Below are 12,374 nucleotides of genomic sequence, written 5' to 3'. Positions count from 1 at the left end.
TTCTCCGCCCATTTCGTGGTGTCAACAAGGTCTATCTTCAGCAGTATGTCGCCATTCATGAATGGGCTCACAACATCAAAATATGCTGCATAGAATTTCTCCGAATGCTGTGTGGCGTCACACAGTTGGCCCCATGAGCCAACATCGCATACCGCGCTGGGCGCGGTTTAGACCCACCGCGGATCGCCCGTCAGGCAGATCGACAGCCAGGCCTCGTCGACCGAGACGTCCATGGCGGTCCAGATGAGTTCCCGCAGTTGATCCTGCTGCGCGATGGTTTGCAATGCGAATCCCGGTCCGACGACGATGTCGATTTCGATGAAATAGGTTCTGCCGGTCTTGACCACATGATGGACGTACTTCTCGATCGCGTGCTCGGCACTGAGCGTTTTCATAATGGCATCGAGGCGCCCGATCAGCGCATCGTTCACGTCCACCATCAGCAGGACCTCGCGCAGATTGCGATTGAGGATCCCTAGCGGCACGGGTAGCAGCAGCAGCGACATGGTCGCGACCAGGGCCGGGTCCGCATAGCTCGCCCAGGCGGTGCGGTAGGGTTCCGCGAGCGCGGGCAGAACCGCAAAGCCGATTAAAGTCACCATGCTGAAGGCAAAGTCCATGCCCCATTCCTTGGCATCGGTGGCGACGAGTTGGGAGTCGAGGCGCCGTGCCTGAATCGACAGGTAAATCCAGAAGCCCAGACAGATCACGCCGCTGACCACGCTGAACCAGATGACACCCGCCGCATCGACCGCGGTGCCGCCCTCACGGATGCCATTGATGCCGTTGATGAACGAATAGATGCAGATCACCAGGACGAGGAAGCCGTTGACCGACTGAACCAGCGGTTCCACATGGGAATAGCCATAGGGAAAGCGCTTGTCCGCCGGTTTAACGATCAGCTTGGCGGCCAGCAGGCTCAAGCCCCCGGCGACCAGGCTGAGGACGGAGAAGATCCCGTTGAGAATGACGACTTCGGATTCCAGGAACAGACCGTAGGCGACGCTCCCGAGTCCGACCGCGACGACGCCCCAGATTGAGCGGCGCAACACCCGTTGTTCGATGCTGTTCGCTTGCCGTACCGACCACTCCGGGTCGCTGCTTGGCGGGGATTCCGGCTGGGACCGCGGGGTGTCGGCGCGGTCGCCCGCGGTAGCCCGGGCTGCCAGGGGATCGATGCTGAAGGCGTCCGGTTCGGACTTGAAGGGCCAGTTGGCCATGGTGCCACCTTATCATTCAATAAAGAACAGCTTGCACGCCAAGACGCTAAGTCGCCAGTTTTCTCAATGTGTTATCCGCGCCGGATGACTCACCCATGGGTGATCGAAGGCTCCGCCGCATCCCTCTTTCTTACGTGGCGTCTTGGCGCCTTAGCGTGAGCCATTGCCGGATTCAGGGTCACGCCGCCGCGGCGACGCTGCTCAGGCCCAGGCCGGACCCAGCCCGGCGGCCAGGTGATGGAAATTCGCCAGCCGTTCAGGCGCGATCTCGCCCGCATCGACCGCCGCGCGGATGGCGCAGCCGGGCTCGCGGTCGTGCCGACAGTCGGTAAACCGGCAGCGCTCCAAGTGGGGGCCGAATTCGCGGAATCCGCGTTGCAGCGTTTCACGGTCGATGGCGCCCAGGCGGAAGCTGCGTACCCCCGGCGAGTCGATCAGGAAGCCGCCGCCGATCAGCCGGTAACAGGTCGCGGTCGAGGTCGTATGACGGCCGAGCCCGGTGGCCTGGGACAGGCGGCCGATCTGGATGTCCAGGTCCGGCAGCAGCGTCTGCACCAGTGATGACTTGCCGACGCCGGATTGACCCACCAGGATGCTGGTCTGATCCGCCAGGGCGGAGATCAGCGCGCCCAGTGTCTCCGGTTGCCGCAGGCTGGTCCAGAGGATCGGATAGCCGATCGCCGGGTAGAGTGCGAAGCGCGCCCGAAATGCGGCCGCGGCCGACGCGTCGAGCAGGTCCATCTTGTTGGCGACGATCAGCGCCTGGACGCCGATCAATTCAGCCGCCGCCAGATATTGATCGATCAGGTAGCCGCTGGGGTCCGGCTCAGGGGCGATCAGCACCACCAGGCGAGTGAGGTTGGCGGCCAGCGGTTTGTCATGGCCGCCGTAGTCCGGACGACTCAGGACTGAGTGGCGGGGTTGGATGGCGGTGACCACGCCCTGGCCGTCCGCGGTGTCCTGCCAGACCACCTGATCGCCGCAGACCGGATGGCCGATGTTGCGGCGCGCCAGGCAGTGGGTGATGTGCCCGCCCGCGTCCTCCACCGCCAGGTTGGCGCCGTGGCGCACCACCACCCGTCCGGACCGCGGCGGGGCCTCCTCTGCGATCTCCTCACGTGCCGTGTCCAGCGCCGTCTCGGCCCGGTCGGCCAGGTGCTGACGGCGCCGCTCCTGGATGGTCCGAATCCGCTGGACCTGTCGTTCCGACAGCCGCCGCCGCGGCATCAGGAGCCCGGCTTGAAGTGGTAGAACCGGTCGTTCAGGAAGGTTGTCATCTCATCGATGTCTTCGTCGAACCAGCGCAGGCTCAGTGCCGTTTCGCACTGCCGGACTTGGCTGCTCAGACCGCCCAGTGAGGTCACCTTGCGGTCCGTTCTGCTGTAGACCTCAGTGCCGTGGCACTTGATGCAGTGCTCCTCGTGCAGTGTATCGATGCCGGGGGCGGCGGCCTTGGGGGCCGGCGCTTCGGCCGCCAGTGGACCGGTCAGCGGGGCGGTCAGCGCCAGGGTGCAGGGAAGCACCAGGGCAATGCAGAAACGGCGTGTGATCATGGCGTGGCTCCAATCGGGTTGATTCGCTCATTGTAGGGTCTGACCGGGCGCGGCGCACGGCCGGCCGCTGGTACACTGGGAGACTGGCGCCCGCCGCGGCAAACAACAAGGAATCCGGCAATGGCTATGAGCGAACAAAACCTGATCTGGTTGGACCTCGAGATGACCGGTCTCAACCCTTTTACCGACCGCATCCTGGAGATCGCCACCGTGGTGACCGATCAGGATCTGCGCATCCTGGCCGAAGGCCCCGTGATCGCTATCCATCAGCCGGAGGCGATCCTGGCCGATTTGGACGAATGGAACCGCAGTCACCACGGCGCCTCCGGGTTGCTGGAACGGGTGCGGATCTCCCCCTGGGACGAGGCCGGGGCGGAGTCGGAGACGCTTGCCTTTCTGGCTGAGCACGTGCCCGCCGGCGCCTCACCCCTGTGCGGCAACAGTATCTGCCAGGACCGCCGCTTTCTGGCGCGCTGTATGCCGCGCCTGGATGCCTATTGTCACTACCGCAATCTGGACGTGAGTACGCTGAAGATACTCGCCCTGCGTTGGGCACCGGAAATCGCGAGCAGCTTCAAGAAGAACGGCAAGCACCAGGCACTGGACGACATCCGCGAGTCGATCGCCGAGTTGAAGCATTATCGGCAGCATTTGTTGCGGGTGTGATCCTGCCCGACGGTTTTCTGTTGTCCCCATAAAGACAACCTGGGTAGCCTCAATCCAGGACCGTGGTAAGGTTTCACCCGCGTTGACGCTGACCTGGAGCCGCCGGCGGCAGTTCCAGGTCCCCGCCGCCGCGCGCCACCCGATCCCGAACCATATAGTCGCTTCCGCCCCGCGTGACCGGTGCCGCGCGCCGGTGGAGCCAGAGCCGAGAGAGGCGAAAGTCGATGATCAGACCCGTGGGTTCCGACGCTTTGCAACCCTTGTTCGTCTACGATCCGGACCAGCATCACGCGCTGATGCGTCAGGCCGAGACGCTGCCGTCGGTGGTGATCAGTTCCCAGGCGGCCGGCAACGCGGTCATGCTGGGCGCCGGCTATTTCAGTCCGCTGCCGGGGTTCATGAACGTGGCAGACGCGCTCAGCGTCGCCGAGACCATGCGCACCACGAGCGGCCTGTTTTTCCCGGTGCCGCTGCTCTGTCTGCTGGAGAGTGCCGCGCTGATCGGCGACGCCCGGCGCATTGCGTTGCGTGATCCCAACATGGAAGGCAATCCGGTGCTGGCGATCATGAACGTGGAGGCGGTCGAGACGGTCAGCGATGCCCAGATGGCGCAGATGACCGAGCGGGTCTATCGCACCCAGGACCCGCAACACCCGGGTGTGGCCGCCTTCCACGGCCAGGGGCGCGTGGCTGTCTCAGGTCCGATCCAGGTGCTGCATTTTTCCTACTTCCAGAACGATTTTCCGGATACTTTCCGCACCGCGGTGCAGATCCGCAATGCCATTGCCGAACGCGGCTGGCAGCGGGTGGTCGCTTTCCAGACCCGCAACCCCATGCATCTGGCCCATGAGGAACTGTGCCACATGGCCATGGAGCGGCTGCACTGTGACGGTCTGGTCATTCACATGCTGCTGGGCAAGCTCAAGCCTGGCGATATTCCGGCCCCGGTGCGCGACGCGGCCATCCGCAAGATGGTGGATCTCTACTTCGCCCCAAATAGCGCCATGGTCACCGGTTATGGCTTCGACATGCTCTATGCCGGCCCGCGCGAGGCCGTTCTGCACGCCTATTTCCGCCAGAACATGGGCGCCACCCACTTCATCATCGGCCGCGATCATGCCGGTGTCGGTGACTATTACGGCGCTTTCGACGCCCAGACCATCTTCGAAGAAGAGGTCCCGCCCGGCGCCCTGGCGATCGAGATCTTCAAGGCCGACCACACGGCTTACTCCAAGAAGCTCAACCGGGTCGTCATGATGTGTGAGGCGCCGGACCACACCAAGGACGACTTCGTGTTGCTCTCCGGCACCAAGGTGCGCGAATTGCTCGGCAGCGGCATTGCCCCGCCGCCCGAGTTTTCCCGCCCGGAGGTGGCGCAAATCCTGATGGATTATTATCAGTCGCTCAATTAAAGCGATTGCCGCAGTTGTTCGATGAGCGGCAAGACTCCGGCGTCACTCAGCGGGCCGTCATAGATGCCCGGCTGGCTCTCGGGTCGGCGGCGGAAACGTTTGTAGGGCCAGACGTATTGATCGGGACAGGTGCGCACGCACTGTTCGATGCCGCGGTTGAGCGCCGTGGCTGCGGTCAGGTCATCGGCGCTGTCGATGCCCTCCGGGGCGGGCAGGCAGTGGATGCGGAAGCCGGCGGCGCCAGGTAAACGCTCGGCGAACATGAAGATGACTGGCGCGCCGGTGCGTCGCGCGAGCCGTTGCACCAACAGCATGGTGAAGGCGGGGATGCCGAACAGGGGTGCGAAGCAGGCGCCCTTGTTCTCCTTGGGCTCCTGGTCCGGCAGCACGCCGACATAGTCGCCGCGCTCCAGTGCCTGGACCAGGACTCGAATCCCCCGGGCGGTGATGGGTGCCAGCTCGGCGCCGCTGCGGCGGCGCGCGGCAAGGATCAGGTCGTCGAGATAGCGCTGGGGTTTGTAGAAGATCGCGGTGGGCCCCTGGCGGGCCAGATGCAGACCGGCCAGTTCCCAGGCGCCCAGGTGTGGGGAGAGCACGATCAGGCCCTTGCCGGGTTGCCGCTGCAGCAGTTGCGCTCCGCGGACCTCGCGCACCAGGGCGTGCACCTGGTCGACGGGGCGCAGCCACAGGTGACCGATCTCGAGATAGGTCTTGCCGAACTCGACCAGATTGCGGTCCCGCAATCGCGTCTGTTCCGGCGGGCTCAGTTCGGGGAGGCAGAGCCCGATGTTGATCAGGGCGTTACGGCGCTGCCGGTTGGGCCAATGGATGAATATCCAGCCGACCGCGGTGCCGACCCGATGGATCAGCGACAAGGGCAGGCGCGCGCTCAGTTGCGCCAGGCCACGGGCGATGCCGTCGGTCGTTTTGAGTCTCAGCCGACGCCAGCGGCTCAATGTCTTTTTCGTCATGGGTCCCGCCGTATTCCTGGGGGTTAGCCGCGCCTGATCCGCACCGCGGATCTTCGTCCGCGGGGTCAGCAGTTCCAAATTTGGGTGGTCGCTGCCGGGCGGCGTGCCGGCAGCGAGGCTGATGGTGGATGCGCTACGCTTATCCACCCTACAAAACCCGCTCCGTTGTAGGGTGGATAAGGCGCGCCGCTCGTTATCGGGGATCTGGTACCGCGGTCGGGCGCGCCGCATCCACCAGGGGCCGCGCGATGTCGCCCAAATTTGGAATTGCTGCCGCGGGGTCCGCGGTGCGGACCAGCGGCCTGACGCTTGCTACACTGTCGGCCCCGCGCCGCACACTCAGGGCGCGTAGGACATTGCATAATAACGACCACCAATCGAGGTAACCCCGCGTGAGTGACGAACACCCAAAAGGCTTGAGCCCGCAGGAAGCACTGCGGATGTTGGAGGAGCATCCCCAGGCGGTCCTGGTCGATATCCGCTCATCCATGGAATTTCTGTTTGTCGGCCATCCCAAGGGGGCGGTGCATGTGCCCTGGATCGATGAGCCGGACTGGACCGTCAACCCCCATTTCACCACGGAGATTCGCAAGCTGCTCCTGGGCGGGGCGGTCTGCGACCCGGACAGCCCCTGCGCCCCGGTGATCCTGATCTGCCGTAGCGGCAAGCGCTCGCTGGAGGCCGGCAAGGTCCTGATGAAGGACGGGCTGCGCGCGGTCTATCATGTGGACGAGGGGTTCGAGGGCGACCTGAACGAGCACCATCAGCGTAGTAGCCAGGGCGGCTGGCGCTTCCGCGGTCTGCCCTGGGAGCAGTGCTGACCGGTTCACGGCACCGGCGGGGCGCGACTATTCGCGCTCCTCGATCCAGGCTAGCTGGATGGCTTCCAGGATTTTCTCACCGCACCGCGCCGGGTCGTCCGCGAACTTCGCCAGCGACTCGACCCAGACGCGCAGGTCCACATAGTTCAGGTAACGCGGGTCGACTTTCGGATGCGCCTCGTCCAGGGCGATGGCGATCTCCCGCGTGTCGGTCCACTTCAGTTCCATCGGATTACCTCGCCCATCGCCGTCGTTGTTGGTTTTTCGTTTCTCGTTTTTCGTAAGCTGATGCTTGATATAGCATTCGGACGTGATAACCGGACGTAGGGGCGGGTTTCAAACCCGCCCCTACACCAAGGGTCGGTCTGGATATCAGGTACGAAGTTTATAAACTCTAACGAAAAACGGAAAACCCTCTACCGCCGCTCCGAGACCATGTTGATGGTATAGCGCGGGATCTCGATGACCAAATCCGCATCACCCACCAGGGCCTGACAGCTCAGGCGCGATTCGTGTTCAAGGCCCCAGGCTTTGTCGAGCAGATCCTCCTCCAGTTCATCGGCCGGGGCGAGTGAATCGAAGCCCTCGCGGATGATCACATGGCAGGTGGTGCAGGCGCAGGAGCGCTCACAGGCGTGCTCGATCTCGATCCCCTGGGCCAGCGCGGCATCGCAGATGCTGACACCCGGTGCGGCCGTGATCACAGCGCCTTCCGGGCAGATGTGCTCATGGGGCAGAAAAATCAGGTTAGGCATGGGAGTGACGTTGCTTATTCGAATGCATCGACCCGCTGCCCGGCCATGGCCGACTGGATGCTGTGGTTCATGCGCCGCTCCACGTAATGGGCACAGGCTTGTTCCAGGGCACGGCGGGTATCGCCGATGCGCTTTGCATCGATGCTGTTCAGAGTGGTGGCCAGCGCGGTCATGGCGTCCTCGATCCGGGTGCGTTCAGCGGCGTCCAGCAGGGTGTCGCCATCGCGCGTGAGCGCTGCGCGCAGCGATTCGAGCACCCGTTGCGCCTCCACCCGCTCTTCGCGCACGCGCCGGGCGAGTTGATCCTCACCGGCGTGCTGCCGGGAGTCGCTCAGCATGGCGGCAATCTCGCCGTCGGTCAGGCCATAGGAGGGTTTGACCTCCACGCGCGCCGTGACTCCGCTGGTCAGTTCGCTCGCGGCGACCCGCAGCAGTCCGTCCGCATCGATCTCGAAGCTGACCTGGATGCGCGCCGCGCCGGACACCAGCGGCGGAATGCCGCGCAGATCGAAACGCGCGAGCGACCGGCAGTCGTCCACCAGATCGCGTTCGCCCTGGAGGACATGGATGGCCATGGCGGTCTGGCCGTCTTTGAAGGTGGTGAAGGTCTGAGCACGCGCGACCGGGATGGTGGTGTTGCGCGGGATCAACCGCTCCACCAGTCCGCCCATGGTCTCGATGCCGAGCGAGAGCGGGATCACGTCCAGCAGCAGGAGGTCGTCCCCCGGACGGTTGCCGGCCAGCAGGTCCGCCTGGATGGCGGCGCCGATGGCGACCACGCGATCCGGGTCGATGTCGGCCAGCGGCGGCCGGCCGAACAAGGCCGCGACCCGCTCGCGCACCCGCGGGACCCGGGTGGAGCCGCCGACCAGGACCACCGCGTCGATCTCCGGCACGCTCACCCGCGCATCGCGCAGGGCGCGCCGACAGGCGGCCAGTGAACGGTCGATCAGCGGGTCGATCAGGGCCTCGAAGGCCGCCCGGTCCAGGGTGGCGGACCAGTGGCGGCCGTCCGGCAGGTTGAGCATCAGGTCCGCGCTCGGTGCGCTGCTCAGTTGCTCCTTGGCGGTGCAGGCCGCCTGCATCGCCTGACGCAGGGTCCGGTGGTCGGCGCCATCGCCGATACCGGCCTGTTCCAATGCCCATTGGGCCAGTGTGCGGTCGAAGTCGTCGCCGCCCAGGGCGGAATCGCCCCCCGCGGCCAGCACCTCGAAGACGCCGCGGGTCAGGCGCAGAATCGAGATGTCGAAGGTGCCGCCACCCAGGTCATAAACCGCATGCACGCCCTCGGCCGTGCCGGCATCCGCGCGATCCAGCCCATAAGCGACCGCGGCGGCGGTCGGTTCGCTCAGGAGTCGAAAGACCTTGAGCCCGGCCAGGGTCGCCGCGTCCTTGGTGGCCTGACGCTGGGCGTCGTCGAAATAGGCGGGTACCGTGATCACCACTCCGGCCAGCGGACCGCCCAGGGTGTCCTCCGCACGCTGCGCCAGGGTCTTCAGGATTTCCGCCGAGACTTCCGCCGGGGTCAGGTCGCCGCCCGCGGTGTGGATACGCGGGACCGCCGCGTTAGGGCTCACGAAGAGGTAAGGAAGGCGTCCGCCCAGTTGCTTGATATCCGCGAGGCCGCGCCCGATCAGCCGTTTGGCTGACGCGATGGTGTTGAGCGGGTCATCCAGCGCGCCCGCCTGGGCAGTGTAACCGACCACCGGCGCAGCCTCGGCGCTGAAGCGCACCACCGAGGGCAGGAGATGGCGCCCCTGCGCGTCCGGCAAGGTCTCGGCGACTCCGCTACGCACGGTGGCGACCAGCGAGTTGGTCGTCCCCAGATCGATGCCCGCGGCCAGCCGGTGCTGATGGGGGGCGGCCGACTGACCGGGTTCAGCGATCTGTAACAGTGGCATCGGGTCTCGTCTGCGGATTCACGGATGTTGCGGGGAAGACATCGGGTTTGCTGATGAACGCGGATTGGTGTTCATCGGCGGACGGATGCTTGGCTAATATCGGCCATCGATCAGCCCCTCCAAGTCCTCCGCGTCGCGCCGACACTTATCCAGGAATTGAAGTTTGCGCACGATCTCCCGTGCGCTCGCCAGGTTGGCGGGGGAGGGGTCAGCGAACAGCCCCGCCAGTTCTTTGTCGAGTGCCGCGCTCTGTTCGGCCAGATGGGTCAACACTGTGGCCACCGCCGCATGGGGGTTCGGGCTGCTTTGGGCCTCGGCCAGGGTTTCGCGCAACTCCATCTGCTCCATGAGAAAGGCGCCGTCCTTACTGGTCTCGCTGTCCGTTCCCGGGTCGCCGGTGTGCAGGGTCAGCAGGTAGCGGGCGCGGGCCAGGGGGTCTTTCAAGGTTCGATAGGCTTCGTTGACCTGGGTCGACGCCTGCAGCGACACCCGCTTTTCATGATCCGCCGCGACCACGTAGCGATCCGGGTGGGTCACCGCCTGGAGTGTTCGATAGCGCTCGGCCAGGCGCTTGGCGTCCACGGTGAATCCGAGCGGCAGATCGAACAGCTCAAAATAGTTTTTGGAAAAGTCCAGCATGGCAAAATTCACCGCGCATGTGCCTCGCTAGACGTTGAAACTCTCGCCGCAACCGCAGGCGTGTTTGGCGTTGGGGTTGTTGAATCGGAACCCCTCGTTCAGGCCCTCGCGGACGAAGTCCAGTTGGGTCCCATCCAGATAGACCAGGCTCTTGGGGTCGACGATCACCTTAACCCCTTGGTCTTCGAAGATCTGATCGTCCGGCTCCAGTGCATCCGCGAACTCCAGGCTGTAGGCCATCCCCGAACAGCCCGAGGTGCGAACGCCCAGGCGGACGCCCACGCCTTTGCCGCGCTGGGCGAGGAAGCGGGTGACATGAGCGGCGGCGGCGGGTGTCAGGGAGATGGCCATGAGCGTGTCTTCCGCGGGTCGATCCCAATGGACAACGACGCGACTCCTGGGCCGCGCGTTGCAGGATAGGGAAATGCTAGGCGCTTTGGGCGCGCGAACGCAAGCGCAAGGTGTCCTCTGGAGTCCGTTCCCGCAATGCCGGTGCCTGGGGGGCGGAGACCCGGATGGCGATTACTCCGGCTGACGTTTGGCGGCGTAGTCGTGGATGGCCGCCTTGATCGCATCTTCCGCCAGGACCGAGCAGTGGACCTTGACCGGCGGCAAGGCCAATTCGTCCGCGATGTCCTGGTTTTTGATCTGCCGCGCTTCGTCCAGGGTCTTGCCCTTGACCCACTCGGTGAGCAGGCTGCTGGAGGCGATGGCGGAGCCGCAGCCGTACGTCTTGAAGCGGGCGTCCTCAATGACGCCCTGGTCATTGACCTTGATCTGCAGGCGCATCACGTCCCCGCAGGCCGGGGCGCCGACCATACCGGTGCCGACGCTGGGGTCGTCCTTGTCGAAGGTGCCCACGTTGCGCGGGTTCTCGTAGTGGTCCAGAACCTTGTCACTGTATGCCATTGCGTTTCACCTCATGTTGAGGAGCGGTCAGTCTGAAGCTCAGGCAGGCTGTTGTAGCCTTGTCACCTGACATCCAGACAGACCCTTAGGCGTTGGGGCGGGTGTAAACTCGCCCCGACGTCCGGTACGTAACGAGTCAAGAACAAGTTAAAGACATCGTTGTCGTTGTCGTTGTCGTAATCGTAATCGAGTTTGTGATGCCCGCGAGGATGCAACTTGAATCGCTTCTCCGATTACGACAATGACAACGACAACGACAACGACAACGACAACGAGTGTATCGTTGCTTAACGTTTCTCTGACGCGTTACTTAATGCCCAACCCATTGCACTGACTTGAGATCCACCCCGTCCTGGTACATGTCCCAGAGCGGCGAGAGTCCGCGCAGCCGCTCCACCTGGGTGCGGATCTTGGTGATCGCATAGTCGACCTCGTCCGCGGTGGAGAAGCGCCCGAGGGTGAAGCGGATGGAACTATGGGCGAGTTCGTCCTCGCGGCCGATGGCCCGCAGGACATAACTGGGTTCGAGGCTGGCGGACGTACAGGCGGAGCCGGAGGAGACGGCCAGATCTTTGAGCGCCATGATCAGCGACTCGCCCTCCACGTAGGCGAAGCTGACATTGAGGTTGCCGGCGACCCGGTGCTGGGCATCGCCGTTCAGAAAGACCTGATCCAGGTCCTTGAGCCCATCCCACAGCCGCTCACGCAGGGCCAGCACCCGCGCATTCTCCTGCACCATCTCGAGGCGGGCGAGGCGGAAGGCCTCGCCCATGCCGACGATCTGGTGGGTGGGCAGGGTGCCCGAGCGCAGGCCGCGCTCGTGACCGCCGCCGTGCATCTGCGCCTCGATCCGCACCCGCGGCTTGCGCCGCACGTACAGTGCGCCGATGCCCTTGGGACCGTAAGTCTTGTGGGCCGAGAAGGACATCAGGTCCACCGGCATGGCGTCCAGGTCGATCCGGACCTTGCCGGTGCTCTGGGCGGCGTCCACGTGCAGCAGGCAGCCGCGGGCGCGGGTCAGTTCGCCAATGGCGGTGATGTCCTGGATCACGCCGATCTCGTTGTTCACGTGCATGACCGAGACCAGGATGGTGTCATCGCGCAGGGCGGACTCCAGCGTGGTGAGGTCGATCAGGCCGTTCGGTTCCGGGTCGAGATAGGTGACCGTAAACCCCTCACGCTCCAACTGGCGACAGGTGTCCAGTACCGCCTTGTGCTCGGTTTTGACAGTGATCAGGTGGCGTCCGCGCTTTTGATAGAAGTGGGCGGCGCCTTTGATCGCCAGATTGTCGGATTCGGTGGCACCAGAGGTCCAGGCGATTTCTTTGGGATCGGCGTTCACCAGCTCGGCGACTTGGCGACGGGCATCTTCCACTGCTTCCTCGGCCGCCCAGCCGAAGGCGTGGGAGCGTGACGCCGGGTTGCCGAACACGCCATCGGGGGTGAGGCAGGCGCACATGCGTTCCGCCACCCGCGGATCGACCGGGGTGGTGGCTGAATAGTCCATATAAATCGGAAGCTTCATCT

14 protein-coding genes are annotated in these 12,374 nt (G+C 64.5%); 3 read left to right on the top strand and 11 right to left on the bottom strand.

Features of this window, described 5'->3' with window-relative positions:
* Positions 1-167: 167 nt before the first annotated feature.
* From QZY03_RS18270 to QZY03_RS18260, 3 genes are all read right to left on the bottom strand, one after another.
* Positions 168-1,220 (bottom strand): cation transporter, encoded by a 1,053-nt coding sequence (locus QZY03_RS18270; protein ID WP_295583584.1) that lies wholly within the window; start codon positions 1,218-1,220, stop codon positions 168-170.
* 201 nt (positions 1,221-1,421) lie between these two features.
* Positions 1,422-2,447 carry a ribosome small subunit-dependent GTPase A gene (gene rsgA / locus QZY03_RS18265; RefSeq protein WP_295583583.1) on the bottom strand — a complete coding sequence of 342 codons (1,026 nt, stop codon included), beginning with the start codon at positions 2,445-2,447 and terminating at the stop codon, positions 1,422-1,424.
* Positions 2,447-2,773 (bottom strand): cytochrome c, encoded by a 327-nt coding sequence (locus QZY03_RS18260; protein ID WP_295583582.1) that lies wholly within the window; start codon positions 2,771-2,773, stop codon positions 2,447-2,449. Before QZY03_RS18260 ends, rsgA begins: the two co-directional genes overlap by 1 nt.
* 120 nt (positions 2,774-2,893) lie before the next feature.
* On the opposite strand from QZY03_RS18260, the gene orn reads away from it, so the two are divergent.
* Both orn and sat read left to right on the top strand, forming a co-directional pair.
* A complete protein-coding gene (orn, locus tag QZY03_RS18255; protein ID WP_295583580.1) occupies positions 2,894-3,439 on the top strand; it encodes an oligoribonuclease in 546 nt (181 codons plus the stop codon).
* A gap of 224 nt (positions 3,440-3,663) precedes the next feature.
* Entirely contained in the window at positions 3,664-4,851 is a 1,188-nt protein-coding gene (sat, locus tag QZY03_RS18250) for a sulfate adenylyltransferase (protein ID WP_295583578.1), read from the top strand.
* Here sat and QZY03_RS18245 read toward each other — a convergent pair.
* Complete coding sequence (locus QZY03_RS18245) at positions 4,848-5,822, bottom strand: lysophospholipid acyltransferase family protein (RefSeq protein ID WP_295583587.1); 975 nt, start codon at positions 5,820-5,822, stop codon at positions 4,848-4,850. The two genes, sat and QZY03_RS18245, sit on opposite strands and share 4 nt — an antisense overlap.
* Positions 5,823-6,214: 392 nt before the next feature.
* Between QZY03_RS18245 and QZY03_RS18240 the strand changes: the two genes are divergently transcribed.
* Positions 6,215-6,643 carry a rhodanese-like domain-containing protein gene (locus QZY03_RS18240; protein WP_295583577.1) on the top strand — a complete coding sequence of 143 codons (429 nt, stop codon included), beginning with the start codon at positions 6,215-6,217 and terminating at the stop codon, positions 6,641-6,643.
* A 27-nt stretch (positions 6,644-6,670) separates the two neighbouring features.
* Here QZY03_RS18240 and iscX read toward each other — a convergent pair whose 3' ends face one another.
* The 7 genes from iscX to QZY03_RS18205 all read right to left on the bottom strand — a co-directional run bounded on the left by iscX (position 6,671) and on the right by QZY03_RS18205 (position 12,372).
* Positions 6,671-6,865, bottom strand: a complete 195-nt coding sequence (iscX, locus tag QZY03_RS18235) for a Fe-S cluster assembly protein IscX (protein ID WP_083924442.1) — start codon at positions 6,863-6,865, stop codon at positions 6,671-6,673.
* Between the two features lie 194 nt (positions 6,866-7,059).
* On the bottom strand, positions 7,060-7,398 hold the full coding sequence (gene fdx, locus QZY03_RS18230) for an ISC system 2Fe-2S type ferredoxin (RefSeq protein ID WP_295583574.1): 339 nt from the start codon (positions 7,396-7,398) through the stop codon (positions 7,060-7,062).
* Between the two features lie 14 nt (positions 7,399-7,412).
* Entirely contained in the window at positions 7,413-9,299 is a 1,887-nt protein-coding gene (gene hscA / locus QZY03_RS18225) for a Fe-S protein assembly chaperone HscA (protein WP_295583573.1), read from the bottom strand.
* A 93-nt stretch (positions 9,300-9,392) separates the two neighbouring features.
* Positions 9,393-9,938: a Fe-S protein assembly co-chaperone HscB gene (gene hscB, locus QZY03_RS18220; RefSeq protein WP_295583571.1), complete on the bottom strand. Its 546-nt coding sequence runs from the start codon at positions 9,936-9,938 to the stop codon at positions 9,393-9,395.
* A 27-nt stretch (positions 9,939-9,965) separates the two neighbouring features.
* Positions 9,966-10,289, bottom strand: a complete 324-nt coding sequence (gene iscA / locus QZY03_RS18215) for an iron-sulfur cluster assembly protein IscA (protein WP_295583569.1) — start codon at positions 10,287-10,289, stop codon at positions 9,966-9,968.
* Positions 10,290-10,460: 171 nt separating this feature from the next.
* Entirely contained in the window at positions 10,461-10,847 is a 387-nt protein-coding gene (iscU, locus tag QZY03_RS18210) for a Fe-S cluster assembly scaffold IscU (protein WP_295583567.1), read from the bottom strand.
* 310 nt (positions 10,848-11,157) lie between these two features.
* Positions 11,158-12,372, bottom strand: a complete 1,215-nt coding sequence (locus QZY03_RS18205; RefSeq protein WP_295583565.1) for an IscS subfamily cysteine desulfurase — start codon at positions 12,370-12,372, stop codon at positions 11,158-11,160.
* Between the last annotated feature and the right edge of the window lie 2 nt (positions 12,373-12,374).

Origin of the sequence: uncultured Lamprocystis sp., from assembly GCF_903933125.1 — a bacterium.
GTDB lineage: Bacteria > Pseudomonadota > Gammaproteobacteria > Chromatiales > Chromatiaceae > Thiodictyon.
The sequence above is the reverse complement of the archived record's forward strand: the minus strand, read 5'-3'. Positions and strand labels throughout refer to the sequence as shown.

Excerpts from the sequence above, each read along its gene's own strand:
- QZY03_RS18270 (WP_295583584.1), bottom strand. The coding sequence starts at position 1,220 with ATGGCCAACTGGCCCTTCAAGTCCGAACCGGACGCCTTCAGCATCGAT.
- rsgA (WP_295583583.1), bottom strand. The coding sequence starts at position 2,447 with ATGCCGCGGCGGCGGCTGTCGGAACGACAGGTCCAGCGGATTCGGACC.
- QZY03_RS18260 (WP_295583582.1), bottom strand. The coding sequence starts at position 2,773 with ATGATCACACGCCGTTTCTGCATTGCCCTGGTGCTTCCCTGCACCCTG.
- orn (WP_295583580.1), top strand. The coding sequence starts at position 2,894 with ATGGCTATGAGCGAACAAAACCTGATCTGGTTGGACCTCGAGATGACC.
- sat (WP_295583578.1), top strand. The coding sequence starts at position 3,664 with ATGATCAGACCCGTGGGTTCCGACGCTTTGCAACCCTTGTTCGTCTAC.
- QZY03_RS18245 (WP_295583587.1), bottom strand. The coding sequence starts at position 5,822 with ATGACGAAAAAGACATTGAGCCGCTGGCGTCGGCTGAGACTCAAAACG.
- fdx (WP_295583574.1), bottom strand. The coding sequence starts at position 7,398 with ATGCCTAACCTGATTTTTCTGCCCCATGAGCACATCTGCCCGGAAGGC.
- hscA (WP_295583573.1), bottom strand. The coding sequence starts at position 9,299 with ATGCCACTGTTACAGATCGCTGAACCCGGTCAGTCGGCCGCCCCCCAT.
- hscB (WP_295583571.1), bottom strand. The coding sequence starts at position 9,938 with ATGCTGGACTTTTCCAAAAACTATTTTGAGCTGTTCGATCTGCCGCTC.
- iscA (WP_295583569.1), bottom strand. The coding sequence starts at position 10,289 with ATGGCCATCTCCCTGACACCCGCCGCCGCCGCTCATGTCACCCGCTTC.
- iscU (WP_295583567.1), bottom strand. The coding sequence starts at position 10,847 with ATGGCATACAGTGACAAGGTTCTGGACCACTACGAGAACCCGCGCAAC.
- QZY03_RS18205 (WP_295583565.1), bottom strand. The coding sequence starts at position 12,372 with ATGAAGCTTCCGATTTATATGGACTATTCAGCCACCACCCCGGTCGAT.